We start from the raw sequence: 14,333 nt of genomic DNA on the forward strand, positions 1-14,333 counted from the left end.
ACAGGAATAGCAGCGATGATCAGAATAGCAGTGGTGGGCGCCGCCGGACGTATGGGCAAGACGTTGATACAGGCCGTGTCCGAAACAGAAGGCTATACGCTGGGTGCCGCCACCGAACGTCCCGGTAGCTCGCTGGTGGGCGTCGATGCGGGCGAGTTGGCGGGTATAGGCCGTCTCGGTATCGCTATCCAGGATTCTTTGCAGGCGGTGGTGGACGATTTTGACGTGGTGATCGATTTTACCGCCCCACAAGTGACCCTCAGCCACCTGGCGGTCTGTCGTCGCCATGGAAAACGTATGGTGATCGGTACCACGGGATTTTCCGAAATCCAGAAAACTGAGCTACAGGCAGCCTCGGAGGAAATCGCCCTCATTCTGGCGCCCAATATGAGCGTAGGCGTCAATCTCTGTTTTAAATTGCTCGATCTCGCTGCCCGGGTGATGGGTGATGACGTGGATATCGAGGTGATCGAGGCCCATCATCGCCACAAGGTGGATGCGCCTTCCGGTACCGCCTTGCGGATGGGGGAGGTGGTGGCGGATGCCTTGGGCCGTGATCTTAAAGCGTGCGCGGTGTACGGCCGTGAAGGCATTACCGGCGAGCGAGACCGCAAGACCATCGGTTTTGAGACCATTCGCGCCGGCGACGTGGTAGGTGATCATACGGTACTGTTTGCCGCCATGGGTGAACGGGTTGAGATTACCCACAAAGCATCCAGTCGCATGACGTTTGCCAACGGTGCTGTGCGTGGTGCCGGTTGGCTGATACAGCGTGATAAAGGCCTTTTTGATATGCAGGATGTATTGGGTCTGCGCTAAGCCACTCGCGGCGATTCAAAGAGCTCGAACCAGCGAAATCACCACGGTGTCAAAGCTTTATTTGGGCTGGCGCCAGGATCTGGAGCCGGCATCGACCGGTTTTCCGGATTGGGGCAAGATAGCGACTCGACATGGTTTCGGCGGGGGTTATGTCCGACCGAAATCTAGGTCCCGGTACGATGGAGGGGCGTTGCCCAACTAATTAAGGATGATAAAGGCTCCCTTAAAAGGTTTTCTCCTATTCGGGACTCTCTGGCTTGTGCTGTTGTCTGGCTGTAGCGATCGCCAGATGTCACCAGAGGCACAGATTCGGGAGTTACTGAACCGCGCTGAGACGGCCGTTGAATCCCGCTCGATTTCTGCTGTTTCGCCATTATTATCAAGTATCTATAGCAATGCTGCCGGTCAAGATAAACAGGCAGTCATGCGTCTTCTGGCCGGATATTTTGTGGCACATCAATCCATCCATCTGTTGATGCAGGTGAGTCCAATCGAGTTGACGGGAGAGGAGCGTGCCCGGGTGACGCTGTTTGTCGCGGTGGCGGGGGAGCCGGTCGATGCCGCTTCACAGTTGCTCTCATTACGCGCCGACCTTATTCGACTGGAGCTGGAGTTGGTCGTCGAAGAGGGCGAGTGGCGGGTTCTCTCCGGTGCGTGGCGGCGGGCGGAGACACGTGATTTCCTCGAGTAGTCCTCGTGTGCCCTAAGCCAAATCCCGGTTTGGCACAGTTACTGCTCTATTCTTAGCAGTCCATGCCATAAGACCGGGAGAGGTGCATGAATAGTGCGTCAGCGGGTGCCAATTTGATTTCCTCTGTGCTGCCATCGACGGTGGCAACAGGTCGTCCCGGTTCGCCCGGTACCAGTGAGGCGAGTCCCGATGGTATTGATTTTAAAGAATTAATTTCCAGCGAGCTGTTGAACCCGGAGGCTATTTCACAGCTTAAAGATATCTTGCCTTCGGACCAATTCAAGCAACTGGAATCTCTCTTGAGCGGCGGCAAGGATTTGCCACTTTCGGCAGATATTGCCGATGCTGCCGAGGTCTTGGGGAATCCTTCAGTGCTAAAGTGGATGCTGCAGCAGATCGAAGCCGGTGGAGAGGGAAAAGAAATTGGTACGACCCTGGGGTCACAATCCAATGCCGGGGTGGCTTTGACTATCGCGGATTTGAAAAATATGTTGCTGCGGCAGGCAGCAGGGGCTGCGACGGACGCGACCGGAAATCAGGGGAAAGGGGGAGGCGCTTCGGCGGATACTGCCGGACGATCGTTTATTCCGGCGACGGATAACCCAGCCGTTTCGCTATTGGCAAAGGGCGAGCTGCCGGCCGAAGCGGGTCTGTATAAATCCGCATTGACCGCCGGAGAGTTGCCGGCAAATGTTTCGCCGGGAAATGGAACTGTCACGGTCACGCCGTTTTCTACGATGCTTGCGGGGGCTGAACAGTTGTCAGCTCAGCGTGCCGAAGGGGCGGCACCGCTCTCCATCCCTATCCCGGTTGGTGACAAGGGTTGGGATAATGTCCTTAGCAACAGGATTATGTGGATGGTGGGTAATCAGATGCAGCAGGCTTCCCTACAGGTTACACCCCGCCATCTGGGACCTATCGATATTCAAGTCTCTCTCCAGCATGATCAGACCAGTGTCAGTTTCGTCGCACACAATGCGGCGGCCAAGGATGCACTGGAGTCGGCGATTCCCCGGTTGCGTGAAATGTTTGCCGATAACAACATGCAATTGATCAATGTCGACGTGGGGCAGCGGGACACCGGGGGACAAAAAAGTGCGGCAGATATGTTTGGCCAAACTGACAGCGGTGGGTCGTCTGCGGGCAGTGGCTGGCATGGGGGTGAGGCGGATAGTACGCTCTCGGAGATGGAGTCAGTCCGTGTCGTGGTATCAACCGGGTTGGTTGATGATTATGCCTAGCCACGCGTGCACAGCCGTCGGGTGCCATACCCGCGGCTGTGGTCGATTGACTTGATATGACGTTTTCACGCTGCCATTTGCCTGGCAAATGGCTCCATTCGGGCTGGGATGCCTCCTTCCGGCACATGCCGTTCAGACCTGACTTTTCAATATCTTAGCCCTGGTTTCGGTTGTTGCCGTCGATACCCTGTTGGTGCGGTGGACGACGTAATGGGAAAAAGGGATGGCTACCGAGATATTACCTGTATCGCGATTATTCACCGGGTGGGCAATTTCCAGGTACGTATCCCGCTGATTCTTGGTTATTATACCCCCCTAACAAAACCCTACCGATGAAGGGAGAGAAGAGACCGTGCGATACATAAAGCTGATTTTCATTCTACTGATCATGATGATTGGTGCTGCCTTTGCAGTGATGAATGCCGACACTGTACGCCTCAACTACTATTTCGGTGTGCAGGAGTTGCCTCTGTCAGTGATATTGGTAGGCGCGGTCGGTGTTGGAGCGATTCTGGGCGTGCTGGCTACACTGAGTGGTTCTTTACGGTTGCGCCGGGAGAACATGAGCCTTAGGCACAAGGCAAGGCTGGCCCGCCAAGAGGTGAACAATCTGCGTTCAATACCCATTAAGGATAATTAACAGGATGACACGGAAAGGAGTCTTGCCGTTCGATTTATCATGCATACCTTCTTCATTACAGGTGACCGGCTGAAGCCACTATGATGGAACTGTTCTGGTTACTTCTGCCTGTTGCGGCCGCCTCCGGATGGTGGGCCGCCAAGCGAAACACCTCCCGCCAGGAGGTGACGGTGAGCGAGCGCTCTCCAGGTTATTTCAGCGGTCTCAACTATCTGCTAAATGAGCAACCGGATAAAGCTATCGATGTCTTTATCAAGATGCTTGAGGTGGATAGCGATACGGTGGAAACCCATCTGGCGCTCGGTAATCTGTTCAGGCGGCGCGGGGAGGTCGATCGGGCCATCCGCATCCACCAGAACCTGATCGCCAGGCCGATGCTGAATCGGGAGCAACGTGCGCAGGCGCTGTTGGAACTGGGTCAAGACTATATGAAGGCCGGTCTGTTTGACCGGGCCGAGAGCCTGTTTAACGAATTGGGCGAAATGAATATGTTCCAGGCCCAGGCTCTGGAAAATCTGCTCACCATCTATCAGCAGGAGAAGGATTGGGACAAGTGTTTGCAGGTTGCCAAGCGATTGGGGCAGCGTACCGGGAAGTCACGCCGCAAAGAGTGCGCACACTACTATTGTGAGCTGGCTGAAGAGGCACGATTCCGCAAAGACCTGATCAAGGCTTCCCAACTGCTCAAGAAAGCGCAACTGTCGGATGAGGGCTGTGTCAGGGCGACAATCTTGCAGGGTGAGATCGAAGCCAGTGACGGATCGGCAAAAAATGCCATCCGCATACTGCGCCAGGTGGAGAAACAGGATCCGGCCTATATTTCAGAAGTTTTGCCGGCGATTATCGATTGCTATCGGGAGATGGGAAACCGGGCGGAATTGGTCAGGTATCTGCGCCAGCTCTATGAAAAACACCACTCCGTGAGCAGTGTCCTGGCACTCACCGACTTTATTCAGGAAGATGAGGGCGAAGAGGCAGCGATCCAGTTTTTAACCGGTTATCTCCATGCTCATCCCAACCTGGAAGGTCTGGATCGCATGGTGACTCTTTCACTAAAAAAGGGTATGAGCGAGGGCTTTGAGAGTCTGCTGATATTGCAGCATATCCTCAATAAGATCCTCGAAAATCGCGCCGCCTACCAGTGTATCAGCTGTGGTTTTACAGCCAAGACCTTGCACTGGCAGTGTCCCAGCTGTAAAGCCTGGAGCAGTATCAAACCACGTGACGAATTGGATGAGGTATAAGCTCTGTCTTATCCTGAATCCCCAACAGAACCAAGAATCAATAAGGCAGAATAGATGACCGCTGTATCCAAGAATCCCCGCATTATCGTCGCGCTTGACTACCCGGCCGCGGCGCCGGCACTGGACCTGGTATCCGGCCTGGATCCCTCTTCCTGCCGGCTCAAGGTGGGTAAAGAGATGTTTACCCGTCTTGGGCCAGCGTTTGTTGAGAAGCTGGTGGGAAAAGGCTTTGATGTGTTTCTTGATCTGAAGTTTCATGACATCCCGAATACGGTGGCGGCGGCCTGCGAAGCGGCAGCGGACCTGGGGGTCTGGATGGTGAATGTACATGCATCCGGTGGACGAAAGATGATGATAGCGGCACGGGAACGTCTCGAACCCTTATCTCATCGCCCGCTGTTGATTGCCGTAACCGTGTTGACCAGCCTGGGTGAGAAAGATATTGCGGAGGTTGGTTTTGCCGGGGCGCCGGCCGACAATGTAATCCGTCTAGCCCGCCTGACTGCCGACTGCGGACTGGATGGGGTCGTTTGCTCACCCCTCGAGGCCGTGGAGGTTCGACCGCTGGTCAACCGGGATTTTCTCCTGGTTACGCCGGGCGTGCGTCCGGCCAGCGCCGCCCAGGATGATCAGAAACGGGTCATGACCCCGTTGGACGCGTTGCAAAATGGCGCCGATATGTTGGTGATTGGCAGGCCGATTACCGCATCCGACGACCCCCAGGCGAGCCTCAATCGTATCCAGCAGGAGATTGCCGGTTTTAATGGCGCCTAACACGCCACCACGGTGATAGGCTCCCGGATTGAGCCTGTTCGGGGGTAACATGCTGGTGAATATTCGCTCAGATAGCCGAAGACTTCCGGCCCCGTGCGGCTTCTCCCCTGATAATCAGCGGTTAGCCTGAGGGGTCCCAAGGATAGTAAAAAGACGCCCGCATGCTGCATCTTTACCATAGCAACAGATTGGAGCGGTTGGTCGATCAGTTGGCCGGTATCCTGTCGTATCCACTTACCGATCCACTGGCGGCGGAGACCATTGTGGTACAGCATCCCGGAATGGGACGCTGGTTGGCGCTGCGGTTGGCGGAGCGGCTCTCCATCTGTGCCAATGTGAGCTTTCCACTGCCTGCCGGATTCATTTGGCAATTGCTGCGTGGGCTGCTGGATGATGTACCGGAGAGCGATCGCTTTAAGCCGGAATTGCTGCATTGGTGGTTATTCGAACGGCTGGGGAAAGCGCTGCCGACCCGCGGGTTCGAACCGTTACAGCGCTACCTTGATGGTGACGATGAGCTGAATCGTTTTCAGCTTGCCGGGGAACTGGCCAACTGCTTTGATCAATATCTGGTCTACCGTCCCGACTGGATCGGTAACTGGCAGCAGGGGCGCAGTGCGGTCCCCGGAGACTATTGGCAAGCGGCGCTGTGGCGTGAACTGGTGGCCGATCAGTCTGCCGACCACTGGGTGACATTACAGCAGCGTTTGGCTCAATCCGTTGACGCTACCCGGGTTGACCCGAAGCGATTGCCGGAGCGCGTGTGCCTGTTTGCCCTGAACAGTCTCTCTCCCGGTTATCTGCAAATCCTCCATTTAGCTGCCCGCTGGGTCGACATTCACCTGTTACTGTTAAATCCGACAGAGGGCTACTGGATGGATTTGGTCTCCGAAGCCGAGCGGGAAAGGCGTGCCCTCGAGTCGGCTGAGCAGGCGCTGTATCTGGATGTGGGTCATCCGTTACTGGCCTCCATGGGCGCGCAGGGGAGTGACTTTCTCTCCTCACTGTTAACTTACGATGCCGGTGCAACAGAGCTGTTTGCCGACCCGGATGGGGAGCAACTGCTGCAGCAGATACAGCGGGGTATACTGCATGCCTGCGATCAAGAGAACGCACCGGGCAGGCGTAGTTTTGATCCGGCAGACCGTTCGCTGCAGATCCACCTCTGCCACAGTCCGATGCGGGAGGTGGAGGTGTTGCATGATCAATTGCTAGCCCGCCTCGCCGCCGACCCGACCTTGCAGCCAAGCGATATCCTGGTGATGACGCCGGATATGGATAGCTATGCCCCCTACATCGAGGCGGTATTTGGTGAGTCGGTCGGCCGTACTCATATACCCTTCACCCTGTCCGATCGAAGCCGGATCGCCGAGACCCCCATCGTTTCGCTGTTCCTGCAGCTGCTCAACCAACCGGGCGGACGCTACCCGGTGAACGACATACTCTCCCTACTGGAACAGCCGCTGCTGCAGCGCCGCTTCGGGTTGACCGCGGGCGATCTGCCGCGTATCCGTCACTGGGTGGAGACGGTGGCGATTCGCTGGGGACGTGATGCCGCGTCGCGTGGAGAACTGGGGTTGCCGCTGACCGGGCAGAATAGCTGGCAACAGGGACTGGATCGCCTACTGCTGGGTTACGCGCTACCGGGCCGGGATGATCAACTGTTCCAGGATTTGCTTCCTGCCATCGATATTGAGGGGAGCGATGGGCAGATTCTGGCGGGTCTGTACGGTTTCGTCACAGCGCTGTTTGATCTGGAAACGACTCTCTTGACCGCCGCTTCGTTGACAGTGTGGGAGACACGGCTGAATCGATTGATCGACCGTTTTTTTGCTCCGGATGATGAGGAGTCCCGGCTGGTCCAGGTACTGCGTAGCGGCATTGCCCGTGTCGCCGAGACCGCTTCCAGTGCCGGTTTTGCCGGGAGTATTTCGCGCGAGTTGATGATCACGCTGCTGCAGGATCAGTTTGCCGCCCCCTCCGGTGGCCGGTTTCTCGGAGGAGGGGTCAGCTTCTGTGCCCTGACGCCGATGCGGGCGCTGCCATTCAGAGTGATCGCCATGATCGGTATGAATGACGGTAGCTTCCCCCGGGAAAAACGTCCGGTCGGTTTCAATCTACTCGCTACTCATCGACGGCTGGGAGACCGGTCGCGACGTGCGGACGACCGCTACCTGTTTCTGGAGACACTGCTCTCCGCCCGTGATCAGCTCTATTTCAGCTATGTTGCCCAGGATATCCGGGATAACACTCCCCAACCCCCTTCGGTTTTACTGAGTGAAGTGATCGACTACCTGGATGATCACTACCAAACGGAAGAGGGGCATCCTGCCTCCACGCTACTCTGTGTGCCGCATCCGCTGCAGGCCTTCAATCCGCGCTATTTCTCTGCACATTCCGGGCTGATCAGCTACGCAGAGCACTACTGCCGGGGGGCCAGGGCGCTGTTGGGACCGGACTCCGTCCCCGGGCGGTTTATTCAGCAGCCGCTGACGGAACCCGAGGATCACTGGCGGCAGATAGAGTTGTCACAACTGATCCGTTTTTACCACAACCCGGTTCGCTACCTGTTGTCGGCCCGATTGGGGATCGGCATCCCCTACGATCAGGCGCCGATAGAGAGTCGCGACCCGTTTGAGCTGGACTATTTCCAACGGAGCAGACTGTTCCAGCGTTTGGTCGCGGCCGCGATGAATGGCGGCGACACGTCACAACGCCTGGCCGTGGAACGCGCTCGTGGTGAACTGCCGCACGGTACCGCCGGTTCGCTCCGGTTTGAACAATTGGCAGTGATGGCACAACGTTTTGCAGAACGGCTGCAACCGCTCTACCCAGCGGATGAGACGCAAACCCTGACGATCGATTTTACCCACGGCAATCTGCGTCTGATGGGTCGCCTGGAATCCGTCACATCGGTCGGCCTCATTGGTTACTCGCTGGAAAAAATACCCGATACCCAGCTGTTGTCCTTGTGGATCAGGCATCTGCTGTTAAATGTGGCAGACAGGGGAGGAGTGGAGCCGGTCACCCGTTGGTTGAGTGGCGAGGGATGGGTGACACTGCAACCGGTGGAGGATGCCGGCAGTCGATTGGCGGAGCTGATGGAGCTTTATTGGCAGGGGCTACAGCAGCCACTGCCGCTGTTTGTCCGTAGCGCACGCCGTTATGCGACCGCACAGCGGGAGGGCAAACCGCGTGACGACTGCCTGAAACGGGCCCGTGAGCGGTGGCTGGGTGGCTACCAGGGGTTTGCCGAATATGACAACCCTTACTACCGGCTCGCTTTTCCCGATCCCGATGTGTTGGATGAACAGTTTGAATCCCTGAGTGAGCGGGTCTTTGCACCACTGCTCTCAGTCCTGGAGGTGAGCTGATATGCAGCGCCTCGCACTGTTTCAGACACCGCTAAGCGGTATGAATCTGATCGAAGCCAGCGCCGGAACGGGCAAGACCTATACCATCACCGGCCTCTATATCCGCCTGATACTGGAGCAGGGCCTGACGGTCGAGCAGATTCTGGTCGTCACCTATACCAAGGCGGCAACGGCCGAATTGCGGCAGCGTATCCGTACCCGCCTGGTCGACCTCAAGCGTGCGGTGGAGGGCGACCGGCAAGATGAATTCCGTGACGCCCTGATGTGTGATCCGGTAGCCGCTGCGTTGCGTTTGCAGCGTTTGACCCTCGCCATCCTCAGTTTTGATCGTGCCGCCATTTTTACCATTCATGGTTTTTGTCAACGGCTGTTGTCGGAAAATGCCTTTGAGAGCGGCATGCCATTTCAGACAGAACTGATGCTGGATGAGCGGCCCCTGCTGCAAGAGGTGGTGGATGATTTCTGGCGCGCGCGGATACAGGATATCTCTCCCGGTCTGCTCGGCTATCTGATCGATCAAGGCATCCACCCGGACAGTCTGGCGCAGGGTCTGCGCGGACAGATCAATAAGCCCTATCTGGAGGTGCGGGGACAGGCTATACCTGCCGATCTGGCGGAGCGGGAGAACGAATTCCTCGGCGCCTTTACGGCGGCACGCCAACTCTGGTCATCACAGCGAACCGAGATTGTTGCGCTGCTCAAGGATTGTCCGGATCTCAATCGCAGCAAGTATCGTCCCGCCTCGATCGAAAAGTGGGCGCTGGCCATGGATCTCTTCCTACAGCCCGTCCCCGGCCCGCGATTCAATGAACTGGAAAAATTCTCCCGCTCGGTACTGGCGGATTCGCTGAAAAAGTCGGGTATCGTTCCTGATCACCGCTTCTTCGATGTTTGCCAATCCCTGCTGGAGACGCTGGCTCAGCTGGATCTGCGTTACGAACAGGCCCGTATCGCACTGATTGGAGAATTGATCGCTAGCGTCAATCAACAGCTGCGGATTCGCAAGCAGCGTACGCGTGTTCAATCCTATGACGATCTGCTGCTCAACCTGCAGTCGGCGCTGGAAGGGGAGCGCGGGGATGCGCTGGTGGAGAAGGTGCGCCACACCTATAGTGCGGCTCTGATCGACGAATTTCAGGATACCGATCCGGTCCAGTACGGGATTTTTCACCGGCTGTTTGTACAGCATCCCGGAATCCTGTTTCTGGTCGGCGACCCGAAACAGGCCATCTACAGTTTTCGCGGCGCCGATATCTTTGCCTATCTGCGGGCCAGCGCCGATGCCGCAAAACGTTATACCCTGGATGTGAACTGGCGTTCGGTGCCACCCTTGATCGAAACGATCAATCACTTGTTCGATCAGCCCCAGGGGGGATTCCTGTTTCCCCAGATACCTTTTCAACCCTCGCGCCCGGCCGAGCGCCTACCGATGCAACTTACTGAGGCGGGTGAAAAGGGGGCCTGTTTCAGGATTGGTTTTATCCCCGGCAAGCCGAGTAAGGAGCAGGCTTCACAACTGGCGGTTGACTGGACCGTTCGGGAGATCGCCCGCCTGATCGGCCAGGGGCAGGCGGGGGGCGTGCGTCTCGACTCGCGTCCGCTGGTTGGAGGGGATATCGCCGTGCTGGTAAGAACCCATCGACAAGGGGAGCTGATCCGCCATGCCTTGTCCAGGCTGGGTATTCACAGCGTCCAGCGTGCCCAGCAGGATGTGTTCAAGACCCGTGAAGCGACGGAACTGGCGTGGTTGATGCGGGCGGTGATGGAGCCGCAGCGGGAGGGGCTGGTCTACGCCGCCCTCGGTAGTGATCTGCTGGGTGTCTCCGGCGACGAAATTGCCGGTTTAGGCAAGGATGAGGCCCGCTTGGCCGGCTATCTGGAGCAGTTCCAGGGTTACCGCCAACTCTGGTTGTCCCACGGCTTTATGCGCATGTTCCGCCATCTGATGCGCGAGCATGGGGTGACAGAGCGGTTGTTGGCGTTACCTGACGGTGAACGGCGTATGACCAATATCCTGCATCTGAGCGAGCTGATTCATCAACAGGAGCGTGACACCGGGGCCGGTTTGGAGTCCCTGATTGGCTGGTTGGATCAGTTACGCCTGGGCGATCTGCCGGAGGATGAGACGCGTCAGCTGAGGCTGGAGAGCGACGACAATCTGGTGCAGATCGTTACCATCCACAAGAGCAAGGGATTGCAGTATCCGGTGGTCTTTTACCCCTTTGTCTGGGATGGCGGGATGCGGGCTATCCGCGCCGGCGAGGCGTGCCGGTTTCACGACCCCGCTCAGCGGGAGAGGGCGGTTCTGGACCTCGGATCGACCGAGTGGTCGCATGCCCGGCGGTTATCCCAGACCGAAATGCTGGCCGAGAGCATGCGTCTGCTTTACGTGGCCCTGACTCGGGCCCAACAGCGCTGCTATATCACCTGGGGCAATGTCAACGGCGCCGGGGAATCTCCCCTTGCCTGGCTGTTGCATCCGCCACCTCCACCGCTATCCGACCACCCCAGCGAGGCGCTGTCGGCCCATTTTCGTTCGTTGGATGAAGCGCAAATTCTCACGCGTCTGCAGCAGTGGTCCGCCGCGTTGTCCGGCGAGGTCAGTATTACCCCCTGTGAAACGGCAGCGGAAGAGGTGGCGATGCAACCGCGCGAGTCCGCGTTGTTCGATCGGGATCGACCAGAGGTGGATAGGCTGCAGGCGGCGATATTCACCTGGCAGCTGGGTCGCGGGGCTGCCGTGACCAGCTTCTCGGCCCTGACCGCCGGTAATGACCATTTCGATCGACCCGACCATGATGAAATCCCTCAGCCGATTGAAATACCGGTGGAGCCGGCAACCGATCGCTCCCGCTTCAGCTTTCCACGCGGCGCCAATCCCGGTAGCTGTCTGCATGCCATCTTTGAACGTCTCGATTTCAGCCAGCATAGCCCCGAAGCGCTTCGCCGGTTGGTGCAGCAGCAACTGGTCGGCTACGGCATTGATCCGGTATGGCAGGATGTGGTGTGTGACTGGGTCAACGACGTGCTGGATACACCACTTGAGCCGGGTTCCGGACGTCGCCTGAGAACGCTTGCCAAGGAGCACTGCCTAGTGGAGATGGAGTTTAACTATCCGGTCTCCCAGCTGCATGCGCCGCATTTGGCCTCTCTGTTGATCGAACAGGGCTTCGCCTTGTCGGAGACTCTGGAGCAAGCTATCAAACGGCTCGATTTTTCGGATATCAAGGGCTATCTAAAGGGCTTTATCGATCTGATATTTGTTGACCAGGGTCGCTATCATCTGCTCGATTACAAATCCAACTGGTTGGGTGACCGGGCTTCCGATTACGCACAAGGTCCGCTCGCTTCTGCCATGGCACGTGATGGCTATTTCCTGCAGTACCTGCTCTATAGCGTCGCGTTGCACCGCTACCTGTCGCAGCGGTTGGCCGATTACGACTATGAATCTCACTTTGGCTCGGTCTACTATCTGTTTCTTCGCGGTATGTCTCCGGAATCCGGTGCGGAGTACGGCGTTTTCCGGGATCGTCCGAGCCAGCAGCTGATTGAGGTGCTGGACAGCTACTTCGCTGGATTGGAGACATCGCGATGAGCCAGTCGATGGAGCTCCTGAAGGGACTGAAAGCACTAGCGCTACTGACTGATCTGGATCTTCAGTTCGCGGCATTGATGGGCCGCTTGGCCGATGATCAGCGCCCTGAATTGCTGTTCGCTGCCGCACAGACCTGTCATCGCTCCAACGCGGGCGATGTTTGCCTACCGCTTTCCGAATGGTGCGGACGCCGCATCGGCGCTTCGGAGGGTCACATTCAGCTCCCCGATTTAGAGGCCTGGATGCGCCTGCTGCGAGAGAGTTCCGTGGTCGGTGGCCCCGGTGACTACCGACCGTTGATCCTGGATCAGGCGGGACGGCTCTACCTGCAGCGCTATTGGGCCTATGAAGAGCGGTTGGCCGATCAACTACTGGTACGCAGTCGTGGTACGGTATCAATTGATCAGGATCGACTGCGACAGGGGTTGGATTTGCTGTTTCCGCCACAGCCCGAAGTGACGATCGATTGGCAAAAGGTCGCGGCGGCGGTGGCGGTTCAGAAACAGTGTAGTGTGATTTCCGGTGGGCCGGGCACCGGCAAAACCAGCACGGTGGTGCGGATATTGGCGCTGTTGCAGGAGCAGGCGGATGATCATCCGCTGGTGATTGCCCTGGCGGCACCGACCGGTAAGGCCGCCGCTCGACTACAAGATGCTATCCAGCGGGCGCGGACAGACCTGCCTGTGGATCCTGAGTTGCTCACGACCATTCCGACACAGGCCATGACGCTGCATCGATTGATGGGCAACCGCCAGGGTAGCGTGCAGTTCAGACATGATGCCGCCAATCCCTTGCCGGTCGATCTTCTGGTTATCGACGAAGCCTCCATGGTGGATGTGGCATTAATGGCCAAGGTGGTGGATGCCTTGCCTGCAGGTGCACGGCTGATTTTATTGGGTGACCGCAATCAATTGGCGTCCGTGGAGGCGGGTGCGGTACTGGGTGATATCTGTGGCGATACTCTCGGCTTCACCCCGGTATTTCGACAGACGCTGGAACAACTGACCGCACTCTCTTTGCCTCTGGAGGAGGGGGCAGTCAATCCGCTGGCGGATACCGTTGTGCAATTGCGTCATAGCTACCGCTTTGGCGCTCACAGTGGTATCGGTCGGCTCGCGGAGTTGGTGAATAGCGGGGAGAGTGAAGCAGCGGGGCAGCTGTTGCGACGGGAGGATTTGACCGATATTCGCTTATTGGGAAAATCAGAGGATCCGGTCGCGGTTGCCGTCGCGGCGTATCGTCTCTATCTGAAGCGGATAGCCGAGGGGGTGGCGGTTGAGACGGTGTTTGCCGATTTTGATGCCTTCCGGGTTCTCTGCGTCCTACGTTCAGGGCCCACCGGGGTAGTGATGCTGAATCAGCAGATTCGCCGACAGCTGGTCAATGAAGGGTGGATTCCTGATGGCAGCACGCTCGGGTATCCGGGACGACCGGTAATGATTACCCGCAACGACCATAATCTGCGTCTCTACAACGGAGATGTGGGTATTTTTGTACCAGATGAATCGGGTGAACTACAGGTCTGCTTTCAGACTGCCGACGGAATACGGCGGGTAAACCCCTCCCGTCTGCCGCCGCATGAGACAGCCTTTGCCATGACGGTGCACAAGAGTCAGGGATCGGAATTTGACCGGGTGCTGCTGGTTCTGCCTGAGCACGAGAGCCCGCTGCTTTCCCGTGAACTGATCTACACCGGGCTTACCCGCAGTCGGCGTGAATTTCTCCTGTCAGACCCGCAGGGATTGCTTGCTCCGGCGATTGCCAAACGCACTACCCGGGCATCCGGATTGCAGGAAAAACTGTGGGGGCGGGGCCGGAGTGGAGACGGTGAATGTGATGTTAATCACCAATAACTGGAAAGAAACTGAGCACATAGGTGAATTTGTGAGTCCAATCACCGCAAAAAAAGCAAAAACTGTCTAAAAATCAACTATCAGCTCCTGATTACTTGCCTT

At 57.4% G+C, this 14,333-nt stretch carries 9 protein-coding genes; all 9 read left to right on the forward strand.

What is annotated here, in order from left to right:
- Nucleotides 1-15: 15 nt before the first annotated feature.
- The 9 genes from dapB to recD all read left to right on the forward strand — a co-directional run bounded on the left by dapB (nucleotide 16) and on the right by recD (nucleotide 14,231).
- On the forward strand, nucleotides 16-819 hold the full coding sequence (dapB, locus tag ACQY5R_RS06850; protein WP_428606169.1) for a 4-hydroxy-tetrahydrodipicolinate reductase: 804 nt from the start codon (nucleotides 16-18) through the stop codon (nucleotides 817-819).
- Between the two features lie 448 nt (nucleotides 820-1,267).
- Nucleotides 1,268-1,510, forward strand: a complete 243-nt coding sequence (locus ACQY5R_RS06855) for a hypothetical protein (RefSeq protein ID WP_428606171.1) — start codon at nucleotides 1,268-1,270, stop codon at nucleotides 1,508-1,510.
- 86 nt (nucleotides 1,511-1,596) lie between these two features.
- Nucleotides 1,597-2,751: a flagellar hook-length control protein FliK gene (locus ACQY5R_RS06860; RefSeq protein ID WP_428606172.1), complete on the forward strand. Its 1,155-nt coding sequence runs from the start codon at nucleotides 1,597-1,599 to the stop codon at nucleotides 2,749-2,751.
- Nucleotides 2,752-3,103: 352 nt separating this feature from the next.
- Nucleotides 3,104-3,391 (forward strand): LapA family protein, encoded by a 288-nt coding sequence (locus tag ACQY5R_RS06865; protein ID WP_428606173.1) that lies wholly within the window; start codon nucleotides 3,104-3,106, stop codon nucleotides 3,389-3,391.
- An 80-nt stretch (nucleotides 3,392-3,471) separates the two neighbouring features.
- The gene (gene lapB / locus ACQY5R_RS06870; RefSeq protein WP_428606175.1) at nucleotides 3,472-4,635 is read left to right on the forward strand and encodes a lipopolysaccharide assembly protein LapB; all 1,164 of its coding nucleotides are present in this window, start codon (nucleotides 3,472-3,474) and stop codon (nucleotides 4,633-4,635) included.
- A gap of 54 nt (nucleotides 4,636-4,689) precedes the next feature.
- Nucleotides 4,690-5,409, forward strand: coding sequence for an orotidine-5'-phosphate decarboxylase (gene pyrF, locus ACQY5R_RS06875; RefSeq protein ID WP_428606177.1), 720 nt, complete (start codon nucleotides 4,690-4,692; stop codon nucleotides 5,407-5,409).
- Nucleotides 5,410-5,570: 161 nt separating this feature from the next.
- Nucleotides 5,571-8,783, forward strand: a complete 3,213-nt coding sequence (gene recC / locus ACQY5R_RS06880) for an exodeoxyribonuclease V subunit gamma (RefSeq protein WP_428606179.1) — start codon at nucleotides 5,571-5,573, stop codon at nucleotides 8,781-8,783.
- Nucleotide 8,784: 1 nt separating this feature from the next.
- Nucleotides 8,785-12,378, forward strand: a complete 3,594-nt coding sequence (gene recB / locus ACQY5R_RS06885; protein ID WP_428606180.1) for an exodeoxyribonuclease V subunit beta — start codon at nucleotides 8,785-8,787, stop codon at nucleotides 12,376-12,378.
- Nucleotides 12,375-14,231 carry an exodeoxyribonuclease V subunit alpha gene (recD, locus tag ACQY5R_RS06890; protein ID WP_428606182.1) on the forward strand — a complete coding sequence of 619 codons (1,857 nt, stop codon included), beginning with the start codon at nucleotides 12,375-12,377 and terminating at the stop codon, nucleotides 14,229-14,231. The genes recB and recD overlap by 4 nt, the downstream gene beginning before the upstream one ends.
- The last annotated feature ends 102 nt before the right edge of the window (nucleotides 14,232-14,333 follow it).

It is taken from the genome of Sedimenticola sp. (assembly GCF_050289425.1).
Classification (GTDB): domain Bacteria; phylum Pseudomonadota; class Gammaproteobacteria; order Chromatiales; family Chromatiaceae; genus Sedimenticola.

Bases quoted from the DNA above. Each gene is read 5' to 3' on its own strand.
- dapB (WP_428606169.1), top strand. From the start codon at position 16: ATGATCAGAATAGCAGTGGTGGGCGCCGCCGGACGTATGGGCAAGACG.
- ACQY5R_RS06860 (WP_428606172.1), top strand. From the start codon at position 1,597: ATGAATAGTGCGTCAGCGGGTGCCAATTTGATTTCCTCTGTGCTGCCA.
- lapB (WP_428606175.1), top strand. From the start codon at position 3,472: ATGATGGAACTGTTCTGGTTACTTCTGCCTGTTGCGGCCGCCTCCGGA.
- pyrF (WP_428606177.1), top strand. From the start codon at position 4,690: ATGACCGCTGTATCCAAGAATCCCCGCATTATCGTCGCGCTTGACTAC.
- recC (WP_428606179.1), top strand. From the start codon at position 5,571: ATGCTGCATCTTTACCATAGCAACAGATTGGAGCGGTTGGTCGATCAG.
- recB (WP_428606180.1), top strand. From the start codon at position 8,785: ATGCAGCGCCTCGCACTGTTTCAGACACCGCTAAGCGGTATGAATCTG.
- recD (WP_428606182.1), top strand. From the start codon at position 12,375: ATGAGCCAGTCGATGGAGCTCCTGAAGGGACTGAAAGCACTAGCGCTA.